The 17,766-nt window shown below is 31.0% G+C and carries 16 protein-coding genes; 1 reads left to right on the forward strand and 15 read right to left on the reverse strand.

Features of this window, described 5'->3' with window-relative positions:
* Positions 1–129: 129 nt before the first annotated feature.
* Positions 130–864 (forward strand): HAD-IB family hydrolase, encoded by a 735-nt coding sequence (locus tag OW730_RS19865; protein ID WP_271225786.1) that lies wholly within the window; start codon positions 130–132, stop codon positions 862–864.
* Between the two features lie 93 nt (positions 865–957).
* On the opposite strand, the gene bioB is transcribed toward OW730_RS19865, so the two are convergent.
* The 15 genes from bioB to OW730_RS19935 form a co-directional block, all read right to left on the reverse strand.
* Entirely contained in the window at positions 958–1,938 is a 981-nt protein-coding gene (bioB, locus tag OW730_RS19870; protein WP_271225787.1) for a biotin synthase BioB, read from the reverse strand.
* 542 nt (positions 1,939–2,480) lie between these two features.
* Positions 2,481–4,856 carry an ATP-dependent Clp protease ATP-binding subunit gene (locus OW730_RS19875; RefSeq protein ID WP_271225788.1) on the reverse strand — a complete coding sequence of 792 codons (2,376 nt, stop codon included), beginning with the start codon at positions 4,854–4,856 and terminating at the stop codon, positions 2,481–2,483.
* A 550-nt stretch (positions 4,857–5,406) separates the two neighbouring features.
* The gene (locus OW730_RS19880; RefSeq protein WP_271225789.1) at positions 5,407–5,892 is read right to left on the reverse strand and encodes a hypothetical protein; all 486 of its coding nucleotides are present in this window, start codon (positions 5,890–5,892) and stop codon (positions 5,407–5,409) included.
* A gap of 156 nt (positions 5,893–6,048) precedes the next feature.
* Positions 6,049–6,693 carry a hypothetical protein gene (locus tag OW730_RS19885; RefSeq protein ID WP_271225790.1) on the reverse strand — a complete coding sequence of 215 codons (645 nt, stop codon included), beginning with the start codon at positions 6,691–6,693 and terminating at the stop codon, positions 6,049–6,051.
* 136 nt (positions 6,694–6,829) lie between these two features.
* Positions 6,830–7,666 (reverse strand): Rpn family recombination-promoting nuclease/putative transposase, encoded by an 837-nt coding sequence (locus tag OW730_RS19890; RefSeq protein WP_271225791.1) that lies wholly within the window; start codon positions 7,664–7,666, stop codon positions 6,830–6,832.
* 488 nt (positions 7,667–8,154) lie between these two features.
* Positions 8,155–8,544: a hypothetical protein gene (locus tag OW730_RS19895; RefSeq protein ID WP_271225792.1), complete on the reverse strand. Its 390-nt coding sequence runs from the start codon at positions 8,542–8,544 to the stop codon at positions 8,155–8,157.
* A 260-nt stretch (positions 8,545–8,804) separates the two neighbouring features.
* Entirely contained in the window at positions 8,805–9,608 is an 804-nt protein-coding gene (locus tag OW730_RS19900; protein ID WP_271225793.1) for an Rpn family recombination-promoting nuclease/putative transposase, read from the reverse strand.
* A gap of 388 nt (positions 9,609–9,996) precedes the next feature.
* Positions 9,997–10,407 carry an SMI1/KNR4 family protein gene (locus OW730_RS19905; RefSeq protein WP_271225794.1) on the reverse strand — a complete coding sequence of 137 codons (411 nt, stop codon included), beginning with the start codon at positions 10,405–10,407 and terminating at the stop codon, positions 9,997–9,999.
* A 12-nt stretch (positions 10,408–10,419) separates the two neighbouring features.
* Positions 10,420–11,850 carry a polymorphic toxin-type HINT domain-containing protein gene (locus OW730_RS19910; protein ID WP_271225795.1) on the reverse strand — a complete coding sequence of 477 codons (1,431 nt, stop codon included), beginning with the start codon at positions 11,848–11,850 and terminating at the stop codon, positions 10,420–10,422.
* Positions 11,851–12,357: 507 nt separating this feature from the next.
* Positions 12,358–12,588 (reverse strand): hypothetical protein, encoded by a 231-nt coding sequence (locus OW730_RS19915; RefSeq protein ID WP_271225796.1) that lies wholly within the window; start codon positions 12,586–12,588, stop codon positions 12,358–12,360.
* Positions 12,588–13,076, reverse strand: coding sequence for a TNT domain-containing protein (locus OW730_RS26960; RefSeq protein WP_442945450.1), 489 nt, complete (start codon positions 13,074–13,076; stop codon positions 12,588–12,590). The genes OW730_RS19915 and OW730_RS26960 overlap by 1 nt, the downstream gene beginning before the upstream one ends.
* Before the next feature lie 76 nt (positions 13,077–13,152).
* The gene (locus OW730_RS19920; RefSeq protein WP_271225797.1) at positions 13,153–13,557 is read right to left on the reverse strand and encodes an immunity protein YezG family protein; all 405 of its coding nucleotides are present in this window, start codon (positions 13,555–13,557) and stop codon (positions 13,153–13,155) included.
* Positions 13,558–13,560: 3 nt separating this feature from the next.
* A complete protein-coding gene (locus OW730_RS19925) occupies positions 13,561–14,229 on the reverse strand; it encodes a DNA/RNA non-specific endonuclease (protein WP_271225798.1) in 669 nt (222 codons plus the stop codon).
* Positions 14,230–14,345: 116 nt separating this feature from the next.
* Complete coding sequence (locus OW730_RS19930) at positions 14,346–15,494, reverse strand: IS110 family transposase (RefSeq protein WP_271225799.1); 1,149 nt, start codon at positions 15,492–15,494, stop codon at positions 14,346–14,348.
* Between the two features lie 469 nt (positions 15,495–15,963).
* Positions 15,964–17,400, reverse strand: a complete 1,437-nt coding sequence (locus tag OW730_RS19935; RefSeq protein ID WP_271225800.1) for a DNA primase family protein — start codon at positions 17,398–17,400, stop codon at positions 15,964–15,966.
* Positions 17,401–17,766 lie beyond the last annotated feature (366 nt).

The following is a 17,766-nucleotide window of genomic DNA, read 5'->3' on the forward strand; positions in this document are numbered from 1 at the left end:
TTTAAGCAAGTCCATAACTCACTGAAACACTGAGATTATGGAACATGCATAAATTAAAATTCGCGGTATGATATCTATTAGATTATTCAACTCAATGGTTGATATTGATCATTTAAAGGAGATGAGAACATGCAAAAGAAGATTGCGGCGTTTTTCGATATTGATGGTACGCTATATAGAGAAGGACTAATAACAGAATTATTTAAAAAACTTATAAGAAGTGAAATAATAGAATCTGAACGATGGTACAAAGAAGTACGCCCTCACTACACAAAATGGGATAAAAGAATAGGAAACTACGACCATTACCTTATAAAGATGGCAGAAATTTATGCCGAAGCTATAATTGGTCTTCACAGATCTCAAATAGATCATATAGCAAAGCTAATCATAAAACAAAAAGGTGATAAAGTTTACACCTATACAAGAGATATGATTAAATGGCACAAAGAACAAGGTCATGTTATCATAACTATCTCAGGTAGCCCACAAGAACTAGTAAAAGAAATGGCAACGAAATATGACTTTCATGACTTTATCGGTTCAAACTATATACTTAATGATCAAGATATTTATACTGGTGAAATAAAACCAATGTGGGACAGTGTAAACAAGCAAAATGCAATAGACTTTTTCGTACAGAAATATGATATTGATCTTTCTCAAAGTTATGCTTATGGTGATACTACAGGTGACTACACTATGTTTAAATCAGTTGGTTATCCTGTTGCAATAAATCCTACTAAAGAATTACTTAATAAAATTATTGAAAATAAACGAATTAGAGAGAAATTACAGGTTATAGTTGAAAGAAAAGACGTTGTTTATAAACTAAAGCCTCAATGTATTGATTTTATCTTATAAAAAAAGGCCAAAGGCCTTTTTTTAATGAATATAATATTGAAATTTCTCGAAGAAAAATGTCACTCATTCTACATTCTCAATTCTACATTTCTTTTAAATCTCCAGTCCAGAGCAAGTTATCATCTCTTTATCATTATCCACATTACTTCCTACTGTAGTGAGATAATTTCCTGTAAGCGCTGCATTAACCCCACCTGCAAAACCTTTATACTGCTTATCTCCTAAGGCCATTCTTCCTCCAGCATATCTTATATATGCATCTGGAATTACAAACCTGAAGAGTGCCATAGTCTTTAAAATCTCATTGGGTGATAACACAGGATTACCTCCTAAAGGAGTACCTTTTATAGGATTTAAAACATTTAGTGGTACTGATTTTACACCTAATCCTCTTATCTCAAATGCCATGCTAACTCTATCTTCCCTCTTCTCTCCAAGTCCAAGAATTCCTCCACAACAAAGGTCAATCCCTGCTTCTTGTATATCCTTTATAGTATTTACTCTATCCTCATATGTATGAGTTGTACATATCTCCCCATAATAACTTTCACTTGTCTCAACATTATGGTGATACATTGATATTCCAGCCTCTTTCAATCTCACTGCCTGATCATAGTTTATGATTCCATGAGACGCACATAACTTAAGATTAGTATCTTTTTTTAATCTGGAGTATATATTAACTAAAGCATCAAGCTCTTCCTCACTCTCAATCCCTCTACCACTAGTTACAAGTGAAAACCTATGGGTTCCTTGTGCTTCAACCTCTTTTGCTCTTTCCAAAACATCCTCGTAATTAATTAATCCATACTCACACACATTTGTATTATAATGTACTGATTGAGCACAATATTTACAATCCTCTGAACATCTGCCTGATTTCCCATTCATTATAGAGCATAGATCTGCTTTGTTCCCAGCGAATTTTTTTCTAATATCATTTGCACATTGAAGTAAAACCTCTATTGTATCCTCATCACTCTCATCAATGTTAATAATCTTAAGAGCTTCCTCTTCATTTATAAAATATCCATTTAAAATTTTATCTCTTAGCTCCTTAATAAATCCCTTCATAGAAAGTGCCACCTCACTCTTATAGTTATACACTACAATTTATATTATACAATTAACCTTAGATTACATTATTCTTTTACAATTGTCAACCTTGCTTAAATTTTAAGTTAACAATAATTTTATTACTTATTATTTTACATAATTTGGTCTGTAGTTTTCGTTTTAGTTTTTTATAGATATCTCTCTTTTTTAAGAAAATGTTGAAAAATTAAAGTATTCAATCGGACAAACCTCTGGTTAATAAAATTCAAGTTTAATTGTACAAAGTTTTAAATTTAAAGACCCCTTACCAAATTTATGTTATGTATTGCTTGTACTTATTATATCTTGTACTTTTTCAACATCATTTTAAAAAAGAGAACTATCTCACTTTTTTATTTATTAATATATAAATAGATCTACTACCTAAATCAATTGATAGCTTGCACACTTTTCAACATCATTTTAAAAAAGAGAACTATCTCACTAAATCCCTTCAAACACCTCTACCCATAATATTCCATAAAAAAAGCAGTGACCCATTTAAGATCACTGCTTTAAATTTATTTAACTACCTTAACTTTTTCATCTTTCATTTCCAGTTTAATACTATCACCGCTCTTAACATTTCCTTTTAAATATTCTTCAGCAATAACATCCTCGATATTTCTTTCGATACATCTTCTAAGAGGTCTAGCTCCATATTTCTCATCATATCCTTTTTCAAGTATGAACTCTTTAACATTCTCTTCAACATCTATTGAAATATCATTATCTTTAGCTTCATCTTTAACTTCTTTAATCATAAGCTCTATGATATCCTTAAGTTCAATTTTATTTAATGCAGTAAAGACAATTGTATCATCTATTCTGTTAAGGAACTCTGGTCTGAAGATTTGCTTAAGTGCGTTATGTGCTTTACTCTCAAGCTTATCATACTCACTGTGTGAGAATCCAATGTTTGCTGTTTTCATATTACTTCCTGCATTAGATGTCATTATGATTATACAGTTTTCAAAGAAGGTAGTTCTTCCTTGATTGTCTGTTAATCTTCCATCTTCAAGAATCTGAAGAAGCATATTGAATACATCTGGGTGAGCTTTTTCTATCTCATCTAAAAGAATAACTGAGTATGGCTTTCTTCTAACCTTTTCGGTTAAGAATCCACCTTGATCATATCCTACATATCCTGGAGGAGCTCCAATAAGCTTTGATGCTGTATGTTTCTCCATATACTCTGACATATCAAGTCTTATCATGGCATCATCTGAACCGAATAATTCAAATGCTAATGATTTTGCAAGTTCTGTCTTACCAACTCCTGTTGGTCCAACAAAGATAAATGAAGATGGCTTCTTTTTCTTTCTAAAACCAGATCTATTTCTTCTGATAGATTTTGAGATACTGCTTATAGCTTTATCCTGTCCTACAACTCTTTTATGAAGTCTATTTTCAAGACTCAATAATTTTTGTGCTTCTTCTTCTGTAATTCTATTTACAGGTATCTTAGTCCAAGCCTCTATTACATATGCTATATCCTCAATTGTAATTTCAACATCATAACATGTTTCAGCTAACTTCTTAATTTTATCTTCTATTCTACATATCTGAACCTTGTATTCAGCTGACTTTTCAAATTCCTTATCTTCTTCTGCCTTAGCTCTTTTTTCAGTTAAAGCATCATATTCTTCTTTAAGTGCCTCAATCTCAACAAGCCCTTTATTCTTAAGATTTGCTCTTGAACCAGCTTCATCAATAACATCGATAGCCTTATCTGGAAGCTTTCTATCAGTAATATATCTCTTTGACAGCTCTACAGCACTCTTTATAACTTCATCTGAGATACTTACCTTATGATAATTTTCATAATAGTCTTTAATTCCTTTAAGAATTTCAATACTCTCCTCAACAGTAGGTTCTTCTACAAGTACAGGCTGGAATCTTCTCTCAAGGGCTGAATCCTTCTCAATATGCTTTCTATATTCTTCAGTAGTTGTAGCTCCTATAAGTTGGATTTCTCCTCTAGCTAAAGAAGGTTTTAATATGTTAGCTGCATTCATTGCTCCACCTTGAACTTCTCCAGCTCCCATTATGTTGTGGACCTCATCTATTACAAGAATAACATTTCCACAGGATTTAACCTCATCAATAATATTCTTCATTCTGCTCTCAAATTGTCCTCTGAATTGAGTTCCTGCTACAACAGCAGTCATATCTAATAAATAGATTTCACTGTTTAATAATTTTTCTGGAACCTGTTTTTCAACAATTCTTACAGCTAATCCTTCAGCGATTGCTGTTTTACCTACCCCTGGTTCACCAATTAAAATAGGATTGTTCTTGCTTCTTCTATTTAAAATTTGAACAACTCTATCAATTTCTCTGTTTCTTCCTATTATTCTGTCAACTTTTCCATCCATAGCTTTCATAGTAAGATTTATTCCATACTTATCTAAATGCTTCTTTCTAGGTCCAAGCCATGATTTCTTTTTCTTTCCTTTTTTATTATCATCTTGTTCTTTAATATTTTCAGCACTGCTTCTATCTTCTTTATTTAGGTTTACCATTTCCATAGCATCATCTTCATCTTCATCATTTACAGACATTTTAGGGAACATCCCACTTAAGAAATCTGCGGATATATCACTTTCTTTTAAACTTTCCTTTAACTCATTTAAGTCAACATTCTTCATCATCGACTGCATTTGTTCATTTATTTCACTTATATCCATATTCTCAAGCATATTTTTCATCTGATCATTAACCATAGAAAATTCTTCTTCTGTCATTCCTAGCTGCTTCATCATTTTATCCATAACAGGAAGTCCCATTGTCTTTGCACAATCCATGCAAACTCCCTTCATTACATTCTTACCATTTTCAAATTTATTGATATAAACAACTGCTAAATTCTTGTTACATATTGAACATAACTCCATATCATCATCATCTCCGAGTAAATATTAATTTGATAACTAACTAATAATAATTGTTATAAAGTAACTTTTCAATAATTAGTTATTCTAGTATAACATATACTATTAGTTCAGTGTGTTAACTTTCTTTTAATAAAATATTATATATTTCATTTAATATTATGTAATTATTTACTTTGAAAATTCTCCCCTTCCAATATAAATAAAATTTAATTTTTATGTTTTAACATAGACAATATTATATTGCCCCTTCATAATTATATTATAATTGTTTGCTTATTTTCAAATAATAATAAACTAATATTTAGAAAAAATTTGTCCCTTCATCAGTATACTATTGACTATACATTATTGATTACACTTTTATAAATAATTATATAATACTAATTTCTTAATAACTAAATTTTATTATTGAGTCTCTTAATTAACTATACTTATACACCCAATAAAATATTTCTTAAAAATAATCTCCATAATAATAAAAGCGGTGTAGCTCCTAATGTAAGCTTCACCACCAATATTTATTTTGATACAATTATACTATAAATTTTAATTACACTGATTCAAGTTGAAAATATACATTTTTCAAAATAGATTTAGTCTTTCCGTTGTTATCTTTCATTGCTAGTATTTCAACTTCATTTCCACTGCTCAATGAACCAATACACTGATATTTTTTTGAGATAAAACTTGAGCCTTTATGATTTTCACCTGAATAATTAAATTCATATTCAATTGTTATGCTATGTTTTGCTTTATATTTACCTACCACTCTACCTTTTACTAATTCACCATTATGTACTATACTTTTAACTATTGCTGTTTTTTTTCTTACTCCATTAAAACACAATACTGTTATTAAACAACAAATTGCTAATATGGAAATCCTTCCAAATGACCCCATATCTTTTACTAACGGAAATTCAGGAAGTATCCCCAATATTGACATTAATAAACTTACTGAAAAAGCTCCCCCTATTACAGCAAGTATTTTGCCAAATCTAATACCATAATCATATTTTAATGTAATCTCATTCATAAAACTCTCCCCCTTTGAAATATTTTATTTACCAGTATATTTTATCATAATATTACATAATAATACAACCATTGCACAAATAACCTGTTATGATACACTTTTAACTCATCTTTTCTGATTTCACTTTATTAAAAATTACAAAATACTATACATTACTTATATTTTTACACTCCATCTCTCATTCCCATCTTGATTTATAAGGACAACCTCATTGTCAGAGATCCATTTCAATTCACCAAAGTGCCAAACGTAACTGAATTCATTTGGTCTTTCATCTTTAACCATTTTTCGTATTAATTCTTCACCTTTATAATTTTTTATAATAATACTTATATTGAAAACATCTACATGATGTTCACAAAAAACTTCTGCTTTGTATTCTTTAGTTGGATTTCTAACTGGCTTTTTCCATGTCCAATTGTTCTCATAATTGTTTTCAATAATTTTATTATATGCTTCTTCAAAGGGTGATTTTTCCCATTTCATTTCATCACAAACCTTATCAATACCTTCTTTTAAACATTCAAGCACTATCTTCTTTTTTTGAGTATTTGATAACTTAAAATACTCATCAATATTAAATTTTACTTGTATTGTATATGCACCTAGTAAATCTCTAACCTTTTCATTTGTGACCATATCTACACACTCTATTAATATCTTCCAGCAATTCTTTGTCTTAAATTTACTAAAGTATCTTTCATACATTGATGCAATACATCTTATTTCATCTCTAAATTTTACTCTCTTATTTTTATCTCCTATGTTAGGAATATCTAGGTCAAATTCTCTTAGTATCATGTCATTTTCCTCCATCTATCTAAAGGTGCGTCAAATACTCTATCAAAAATTAATGGTAGCAACAGATTTATTACCTGTTACTACCATTTTATCATAGTATCATTTTAGTTTCTTATCAATCTATAAAATTATATTTTTATTTATTTCTAAGTTCTTTTATCTTTTCAATTTCTAATCCAGTCTTTTGAGATATAGTTTCATCATCTAATATATCTAAAAGTTTTTTTGCTATTTCCAAAGCTTTTAATATTTCCCCTTCTTCTCTGCCTTCTTCTTTTGCCTTATTCAAAGCACTTATTTTATCTTTTAAAATTTTACTTCTCATTTCATATAAGGCTCTTTCTTCTTTATCATTACTTATTCTAACTAGTTCATCTTTTGCTTCTTTTATTTCTTCTACGCTCATCTCTAGATCTCTGATTTTTTCACTTTCAGGATTCTTTAAAAATTCTGTCCATGCAACTAACATATCTTTTTCGTCGCTATTATCTTGTAGTTTTGGTATTTCTATAAAATGAATTTCTATAACATCTGTTAGTTCTTCTCCAGTTTCTTTTTCTTTTAATCTATATCCATTGTGAAATCTTTCATTTTTCAAATATTTAAAATTAAGTATATTAATACATACCGTTCTTTTTAACTTTGAGTAATCTTCACCTTCTCCAAGTTGCTCTTCATATAATTTACTCCAATAATAAAGACTTCTTCTTATCATGTTATACTCATTTTTCAATTGTATTTCAACATTTATTATTTCCTTTTTATCTGTTTCTGCTCTCACATCTAATCTTGAAAATTTATCTTCTAAAAAATGTTTTTCTATATCGGTATTTTTTATCTCAACTCTCACTATTGGACTTTCCGGCTTCATTGTAGCATTCAGAAAGGATATCAATATTTTAGGATGCTTCTCTGATCCAAATATCTTCTTAAAAACAAAATCAATTTTAGGGTCTAGCAATCCTTTTAACATACATTCACCACCTATAGTTTATTACCTTTATTATATAACATGTTTTTACTTTCTTAAACATTTTGTATCTAGAATTTTAAAATTCACTAACCTTTATAACTCTCTAATAATTCTTTAATCACTTTCCTTCTCGATTCGCTTAATTGAGAATGGATAACGTAAAATGGAAAACGTAGGTCATTTCTCTACCGAGAAATCTCATCTTTTAAAAACCTTTTACTTCCTTATATATTGTTTCTTTTTTCTTTAATATTTCTTAAGACCTTGCCTATCGGCTAATACAGTTCTTTGGCTTATTGTCTATTCGATACTCTTCTCTTTAACCATTACTTGCTCCTAATCCATCAAAGCTTACGCATTAAAGTCGCCTGTGCGCTTTCAATTGAATCATTTTATTAAAAAAGTGATGGAACGACTATGATTGTCAATTCCACCACTTCAGTTAATTATTTTTGTTGCTAGTTTATTGCTATTTATGCTGCCAGATTTTACTCATTTGTAAGGTCATTTATCCAATTGAAAACTTCACCATTCAAAAATCCATTTCCATAATCGTTATCTTCCGCAACTTCCTGTAAATTTATACTTTTTTCATCTTCGCATGAATAGATAAGCTGATAATTCTTTTCTGTATCGAATATATTCATAGTTGAAAACATGGTATTTGAAATCACGTCCTTAATTAATAACAAAAACCCTTCTTTTTGTTCTGGCGTTAACTGCTCTATGACAGGTGAAATTTTATCCATAATTTCCTTGTACGCAGGTGCAGTCATTTTTCCAGGTTCAAAGAAACACTTTGCAAATTCAACTCCTTTTACGTATGTTTCTTCAGTATACTTCTTTCCAAACTCTTTCAATATTTTTTGATTATCCATTTTAACCTCCTACGGATTTACACCATTCCATGGTATATTTGTTATATCTGCATCTAGGTATGTCCAGATGCTTACTCTTGATCACAAAGTTGGAAATATCAATATTATCCAACGTCTTTATTCCGTTAGTAATAAGTTTACTCATCCCCTTAAAAGTAAAACTGCTGCTAAAAATTAATGGTAGCAACAGATTTATTACCTGTTACTACCATTTTATCATAGTATTATTTTAGTTCCTTATCAATCTATAAAATTATATTTTATTTATTTCTAAGTTCTTTTATCTTTTCAATTTCTAATCCAGTCTTTTGAGATATAGTTTCATCATCTAATATATCTAAAAGTTTTTTTGCTATTTCTATCTTCTCTTCTTCTCGCCCTTTTTGCTCTGCTTTTTCTTTCATCTCTTTTAACATATAAGCATTGTTTGCAACCATTCTCTCAACCTCCTCTTTATTAGCATCTAATATTTTCTTTGCTTCTTCTGCATCTATCTTTTGATCAAGTAGGAATATTGCTGATGTTATATTATTATTGTCTATTAATTCTTCTTTACTGTAATTGTTGTTTACATCAAATAAACTATACCTAAAATCTATTATATTATCTCCAAAAATGTCTCCGCCAACTGTCATATCTCTCAACGTTGGTGCCACATCCCATTTTTTCTTTCCATTATATAATACTATCGGGATTACTGCTGGTATTTTTAAATCTTTATCTGCAGCTTTATGTTTCGCATTTTTAGCATCATCCCTTAATATCTCACTTATATAAAACAATAATCTTAATGGCATCCTATAATCAATTGATGATTGAAATTCTAATAATATATAATATATTACTTCCTTTTCTCCTATTTTTGCCTTATATACGATATCCGATTCTTTTTCTTCGTAATCACTTGTTATATACGATTTATTAACAAGTATTAAATCTTCTGGTTTTATATTTTTTGCCCATGATGCTTTCATCATCTCTTTAAGGAGATCTATAAATACTTCTTTATTTGAGAATAAATCTTTATAACTTTTGTCGTGTATATTTCTCATATCTTTTTTCATATTTTCTCCTTAATTTATCTTATGTTCTTTCTTTAATTATATCATATTTATCTTTTTATATTCAATTTCATTGTATTATATATTTCTTAATCCCTCGCCTACCGGCTAAATACTTTCTTTGACTTTTGTTTACTCATTACTTTTGTTTCTAACTTCACCTTTCGCTAATTCCAAAAGAACTACGCTCTTAAACCTCAGAACCGTTTTTTCTACTTTCCGTTTGGATTTGATGTATCTCTCATCCTAGTGACTGCAGAATTAACATTATGCAGTGTGATTTCATTCTCCAAAATTGAAAAAAGTGATGGAACGACTACGATTGTCAATTCCACCACTTTGTGTTTGTTTTATGCAGTTAGATTGCAAATTTTATGCATTCAGAATCAGATTACTCATCAAACTCAAAAAGCATATCGAGAAATTCTTTGAATGAGTTTGCAATTAATGACAAATCTAATCCATCATTTTTAGGACTTCCATAATCCCAAAATAGTATGCTGATGTTACCCTCTCTATAGTCAAAACAAATCTGATTATCTCCTGCATCTCTTGCAAATGGTATGATACCATCAGGTAGTCGTTCATCACTGAAATGATACTTCTCATCTACCTTGTGAAAGTTATTTATACTTTCTACCATTTCTCCAACTTTAAATGCAAATGGAACTATGCTTGCTCCATTATGTTGTAGTATTACAGACTTATAATCATCAGGGAATACAACTCCTAATTCAGCTTCTAACTCTTCAATAATTGATGGGTCAATTACATTGCCACCTATAAAAATATACTCATTCATATAATTCTCCTCCTAGTTTCCTGGCCCCCAGATGCTAAATCCACCTGTATGAGATGCCACTTCATGTTCTGCTTTTAATACTAGTTGCATAATACCATCTTCTTGGTTATGATGCCAAGTCCATTTATCAGGTACTAAACCTGCTTTGAATTTTTCGATTTCAACATCTGTAAATTTACTCATTAAATCAGGGTCTTTTATCATTTTCTCATACATATCTTTCCCTGCTCTACTGAAGTGCGTTGTTCTAGATTTCAAGAAGTCCTCTGGGTCCAATTTCATTTCGTAAACTTTATTAAATACTGGGAATCCGTCAACATCGTATAATATATCAAACTCTACTCCTGCTTTTGTCTTGAGCGTATATAGTATAGAGCCATCAACATTATCAACTTTCTTGACAACATACTTTGATGGTTTTAATTTCATAATTCCATCAAATTTACTCGTCCCCTTAGCAACTTCATCTAACTGCTTTACAACTCCATCTAAATCTGGATTGTTCTTCCCTTTTATCTTTGTTATTAAGACATTTAATTCTGATTCGTCGAATTCACCCTTTTTAGCTGCTGCTATTAACTCATCTACTCTATCAAGTACTATTTCACCTGATTCATTTACTAAGCTATCTGTTACAGCATTGGCTACATTTTCAAAACAATCATTATGCACTAGAATCTCTTTATTACTTACATAGTAAGTATGCCAATCTTCTACTTCAAAATTATATACTGTTGTTGCTTCCTTTAATTCTTCTATATTGATTTCTTCAACATAACCTATTACACCATCGTATTTTACTAATTCTTCACCTTTTGTTAATTCTCCTGCTTTTATCCAACCTTTATTTTTTGTCCAGAACAGATGGCTTTCTGTTGTTACTATTTTTTCTCCATCTATTATTAGGTTTACTAATATCGAGGCTTGATTTCTAAATAATACTTTTACTTCTTTAAGCCCCTTTTCTCCAGTCTCTACATTTTGTGAATATACTTTATCTCCAATCTGTATTTCTTCTATTGGTCTTAATCCATTTGATGTTAGAACAAGGGTACCTTTTACAAAACACCATCTTTCTGCTTTTGTTACTACTTCATCTAATTGCTGTTCTACTAACCCAAGCTTTTCTTTAATTGCTCTATCCATTACAGATATTGCTTCATCAATTTTCTTTCCTAATCTTCCTAATAGGTTAATTGCTGATGATTTAATCTTGTTAGCAATTGTTGTTGTTAAGTTATTTATAGCCGTGATTGTTCCGGTTTTTATTTCTCTTAATTTTGTAATAAATTTAGTTTCTCCAACTATTCTTGCAAACTTAGCTATCTCATCTGTTTTATCAATATTTTTTATTAATGTTTTTACTGGTACTGCAAGTGCTGATCCTACTGCTGGCACTATTGATACTAAAGATAATATTCCATCTAAAAGATTTCCTCTCAAGAAACTTATTGATGCATTAACACCATCTAGAATATCTCCTAATGCTGGTATCCTTATCGCTTCGCTTAATTGAGAATGTAGAATGGAGAATGTAGAATGATGGTCATTTCTCTCCCGAGAAATCTCATCCTATTAACCTTATTTTCTCTTTCAAAATATATTTCATTTCCTTTAATATCTCTTAAGTACTTGCCTTTCGGCTGATAACTTCTCTTTGCTTTTGATTAATTCCATACTCTTTTCTATAACTACTACTTACCACTAATCCATCAAAGCTTACGCATTAAAGTCGCTTAGGCGCTTTCAATTGTATTAATTTAATAAAAAAGTGATGGAACGACTAGGTTTGTCAGTTCCACCACTTTGTACTTGTGTTATGTAGATAGTTTAACTACATTATCGCAGTCAGATACAATAACACTACTCTGAAAATTTTTAATTGAGATTATCTGTAATGGCATATTCTCTCTTTAAAATTCGAACTCATATGCAATATCATAAATAATCTTATTTTTTAAACGTTCTTTTCATCCACGACAAGAACTGTTCACAAGCTTCTTCTTCGCTAGCAAATGACTTTCCCCCTGTCTTATTACCTCTTTCACTATAATAGATTTCCCATTTGCCTTCATTATTTCCAATACAGTAAGCTTCATTAGGTAAGCCACCTACTGTCGAATATGCATCAGACGGTATGCCTAATATTTTTAGTTTCTTGTTAAGTTCCTTTGTATTCATTATTCAAATACCTCCTTAATGTAACCTCCATCTAATAATTCTTGGATAGACATTGTCAATTTATGTTGTATTCCTCCACCCACTTCATCAAACCATGGAGCTATCTTTCCACTTAGACCTTCAACTGGTTTAATTATTTCATAAACATGATATGGTTTTGCATCTGTCCCTGGTGCTAAAGACCTTTGACCATATGAAATACCTTCTGGCGAAACAAACGTTCCTGATTCGAAGCCATATCTGTCAATTCGAGTTCCGGGTTGTAATTGGATTTGTTTTGCTACACCTTCAAATCCATCATTAGTAGGCCATTTGATTGCACCTGATGCTTGGTCATAATATTGAGGGTTATCAAATACCTTTTTATATTGAAGGTATAGTTCATCAGAAGGTTTATAAGTCCACTTTGATAGTTTTAATCTATCTGCTTCTGATATAAGTTTACTCGTCCCCTTAGGTATAAAACTGCATTGAGTTTCCAGTACTATAAAATGATAAAAGTGATGGGAAGAGCTTAATAGCCAATCCCATCACTCTACTTGGATATTATAATATATTTAACGATTAAATAAGATACTTCTTCTCCCATTCTTCTCGTCTATCAACTTCTAATGAAGAGCTTAAATCCAAATACTCATAATCAACCTTGAACTTAAAACTATTATCAATTGAAAATGTCATTGCGGTCCACTTCTCTTGTCCATTTTTCACATAGTTGTCATTTAACCTACGAATTACACTACATAAATCAGACACAAATTTTTTATAAACCGAACGCTCTAGATTATATTTTTTCCTTATCATAGCTCCTTGTTCATATTCACTGCTGCCAGTCAGTCTATAATAAAAATACATACTCACAGACTCTTCACCTACTTCTGTTCTTAAGTGAATTTGCTCCCAGTTTTCAGGAACAATGTTAATCAATTCCTGAGCTATTTCTCTATAATACTCTTCATTTAAATTCATTTCTTAATTCCCTCCTATTGTGTTTACCCATTCTTTTTCATATAACTTGCCGTCTATAGTATATTCGACAACAAATTTGCTAGGTCTACTTGATGCACCTTCATAGATTACATCAATTTCAACAAATACTTCTTTATTAGCTTCTAAAGCCGAAGCCCATTCTTGTTCCATTTTATACCAGTCACCACCAGCACGATTCAATTTTGAATCCATCGGTACTAGATTATCTAACCCTCCTGAACCATTAAATTGTGAGGCTATTAGATGACCTCCATCATCAGTTGTTAACTTAGATGTAACAGAAGGATTATTTACATCTCTACCCACAATTCGTTGAGAATATTCACTTCTCTTTGCAGTTATAGGTTCCAAATTGCCTTTTACATTACTTATTCTACCAGCTGAATCAGTAGTATACAAATGACCTCCAGGAGTTTGATATGTTATATCAGACTTAAGTGTCTTTCGTCTGTTTACTTTTGTATATTGGTCACCATCCATGAAAGTCTCAGCTGCTTCTTGGACATCAAGAATTTCATCAGCTAATCCAGGATTATTTTGAGCTTCTAATACATCCAGAACTTCATTAACAGTTTCATCAGTTAATTCACCTTTATTGGCTAAAGTAGTGACATCTTCAACAACATCATCAACGACACCTTGGTTTATCACACCTGTACCATCAACAATATTATCTAGTTTCGAAGTAAGATTACTCGTCCCCTTAAGGGTAAAACTGTTGGTACATTTTAAATGGCAACCCGTTTACAAAGGTTACCATTATTTTATCATACTGCTACTGGTTCTTCTACAACAGGCATTATGTATGCAGTTTTATTCTTCATCATTCCAAATATAATATTGACCAATCTCCTCATTATACAAACCAATGCTTGCATCTTAGTTTTGCCTTCCTTAATCTTTCTTTGATAATAGTCATAGAAGGCTGGATTTCTTGGTATTTTTGTTCCTCTGGAGACTTGTACCTGTTGCACTGCTAAGAAGTAGAATATTCCATGTAAGTCTCTGTTTCCTTGCTTACTCTTTTTATAGTCACCTTTACCTGCTGAACTGAACTTTATATGCGCTATTCCTGGCATAGTATCTAATTTATAGCCTAATATATCCTTAAGTTTTTTCATTTGATCTTCAACCTTTGATATTTCCTTTACACTAAAGGTTATATCTCTTACTATGCTTGTAACAATGAAATCTCTACTTTCTTGGTACTCTCTTTTTGTTTCTCCATCCTCTTTTACTAACTTTAGAATCTCCTTAGCTTTCCTAGTAGAGCAAGTATTCTTACTTGCAATTCTAAGAAATCCTGTTAAGTCCTCTAATGTTACATCCTCCAAATGATGTGGTGAAGGATAGTTTCCCCAAAATACTAATGCGGTTTGACCATCTGTATCTGAGAAGAATTTTCTGTAGCTTGGGTAGCTATGACTTAATTGTGAGTGTAATTGATTTACTAATGCTGTTTTTGACTTAACCAGAGCATCACGTCTGCTTACTAATTGACCTAATGTCCAGTAAATATCCTGAGGGTTAGCATCTGGAAGAGACTTCAATCTTGATATTAAAGTACATGCTATGCAGTAGGCATCCCAGCTATCGCTTTTCATTGTGGTTGGATTACTCATTCTTTGTGCATAGGATAATGCTGAGTTTACCTCTTTTACCATCTGCTTTTTTTCAAGCAAGTATACAGCTAAAGAACGTCCGTATCCTCCTACATCCTCTAACCCCCAGATTATATCTAATCCATCTGCTACTTTAGTTACGTTCTTTAATAGTTTTCCAAAAGCTGATGGCTTATTTTCTATTGTTATCTCTAATAATTTCTCATTCCAACAGTCAATTACAACAGCGGTATGGCTCCCTTTATGCAAGTCTACACCTACATAGACAAATGATTGTTTGTAATGTTGTTTCATAGCTTACTCCTTCCCCAGCAGAAACGTCGGCAACCTTAAATACAAGCGTTAGTTCTTGAAGTATTTCAAGACTCGCAAGGAGACGAAAGCCTATCCGTTTATAATCGCAGAAAAGATGCATTCTACTCAACTCCTCTTGGACTTACTAACCTTGTACTTAGTTACCAAATCCGCTGAATTGACTTTATTTCTTTATCATTTTTATAATATATATTTATTTTCTGAATTAATACAGTTTGCAACTACTTGGGCTCGTTGATGTCATATTTAAATCTATGTCTTTCCTTGGTAATACTAGGTTTGGGCACATGGGCGTGTTATTTCACTTATATTTTTTTTATTTTGATTTACTCCTCTGTTGTAAACTTTTCCACTACAGAGTTTTATCCGCCCATACGCCCGTTTCCTTTGTTTTCAACGTTTCTCTCATTTCAGACGTGCCCAATACTTGTCCAACATTCGCCCAACCTTATATTGCTTGAATTTTCGGACTTTTTACATTCCTTTTTATCTTTCTTGTTTGAATTAATCTTATACCTTTACTATATCTCAGCTTATTATTTCTTCCTTGCTTAATTTCCATTCCTTCTGATTTTGCTACTGCCTTAAATTCTCTCCAGAATTTATTTGGACTTATATTATAATATCCGCTATATCCATTATCTGTAGCCCACTTTTTGAATGCATTAAGAATTACCTTGTTCTCTTCTCTATACTCTTCCTCTGCTTCCTCTATGCATTCATCGAAGAATAGTATTATTGGATTTTGTTCAATTTTATATTCTTCTAGGTTTTTCTCCATGTTCTCAGATTTTGTAAACTTATAGTTATTTTCCTTAAGTCTCTTTAACCCTTCTATTGCCCACAAAAATATTCCCGATAACTCTTCTTTTAGCTTTTCTTTTAATCCTTCATCTCTATTTTTTTCAGTAAATTGTGCAGTAAATTCAAGTATAGATAACCGTCTATAGTATCCCTCACTTTTATCGCTAGTATGAGGTAGGTTATTCATAGATAGTATTAACTTTGTTGTAGGCTTAAAACTAAATACTGGCTTTCCTTTCTGCTCTGCATTTATCGTATCTTGTCCAACTATTGCTTTAAAGTATTGAGTATTGAATGCTTTTCCATTAGACTCATTTTCATTACTGATGTTAGCAGTTTTGTTATGAAGACATACCCTTGAAAACCCTTTACTAAGTTCATTCAGGGGAATGTGTGAAATATTATCAGCACCTATTATAAAACTTAGGATTTCAATTAAAACACCTTTGCCATTTCCTCCTGAACCATACAGAATTAGTGCCTTCTGAGCCTTTGTTTCTATTGTTATAGAATAGCCAAACCATTCTTGGCATACTCTGATTCTTTGTCCATCATATTCAAATACCTCATCAATAAACTTTAAAAATCTTGGACATTTAGCATTTTCTATATACTCCACAGGTATTTGAATAGTACTCATGTATTTTTTATCATGCTCTATGAACTGAAATGTATCTAAATTATACATTCCATTACTCATATTTATTATGTCTTTATTAGGATTTAACTTTTTTGAATAAAATACTTCTAGCTTTAAAGCTTCAACATACTCTCTTTCTCTTCTTTTTGACCAAACTCCAAAACGTGGTTCTTGAAGTATATCTCTGAGCATTTTTAGGATATCTATTTCATTCTTTTTCACCCAAACTGTACTATCATAAATATAGAAATAGCCATCTTTAGAGTAGATAATATCAAGACTTTCTTTAATATACTTAGCAAAATAATTTCCATTAAATGCTTTCACCTTTCCATCATCATCTAAATCAAATCCTCTTTTTATAAGTTCCTTGATTTCCTTGCGTTCATTAATCCCATTTCCTTCAATTTGATTCTCATTGATTTGTTTGTTTTTTTCCATGCTACTCATTTTTATCAGTCCTTTCAAAAAAATAAAGAACTCATCTACTCTTATGTTTTGTGGTATAATGTTATTAAGATAGAGTTATACCTTATGTTGTGGTAGGCTAAGGTATATATGAGTTCTAAATCATAATATTTAGTAGCAGGTAGTATTCCCTGCCTGCTACTCACATTATAGACAGTTATTCTTTTTTTCACAAATCTCAAAAACCTCAAAATCGAAGATTATCATTTTTAACATTATCTTGAAATTCAAGTCACTTGAAACGTTTCCTGACGTTCGCTTAGACATTCGTCTTACTGGTTTTTCTCACTCCAACATTTCCCATGCTATTTCCTTCGAATTCCTACCATGTCCATTTCA

Origin of the sequence: Oceanirhabdus sp. W0125-5, from assembly GCF_027938815.1 — a bacterium.
Taxonomy (GTDB): domain Bacteria; phylum Bacillota; class Clostridia; order Clostridiales; family Clostridiaceae; genus Oceanirhabdus.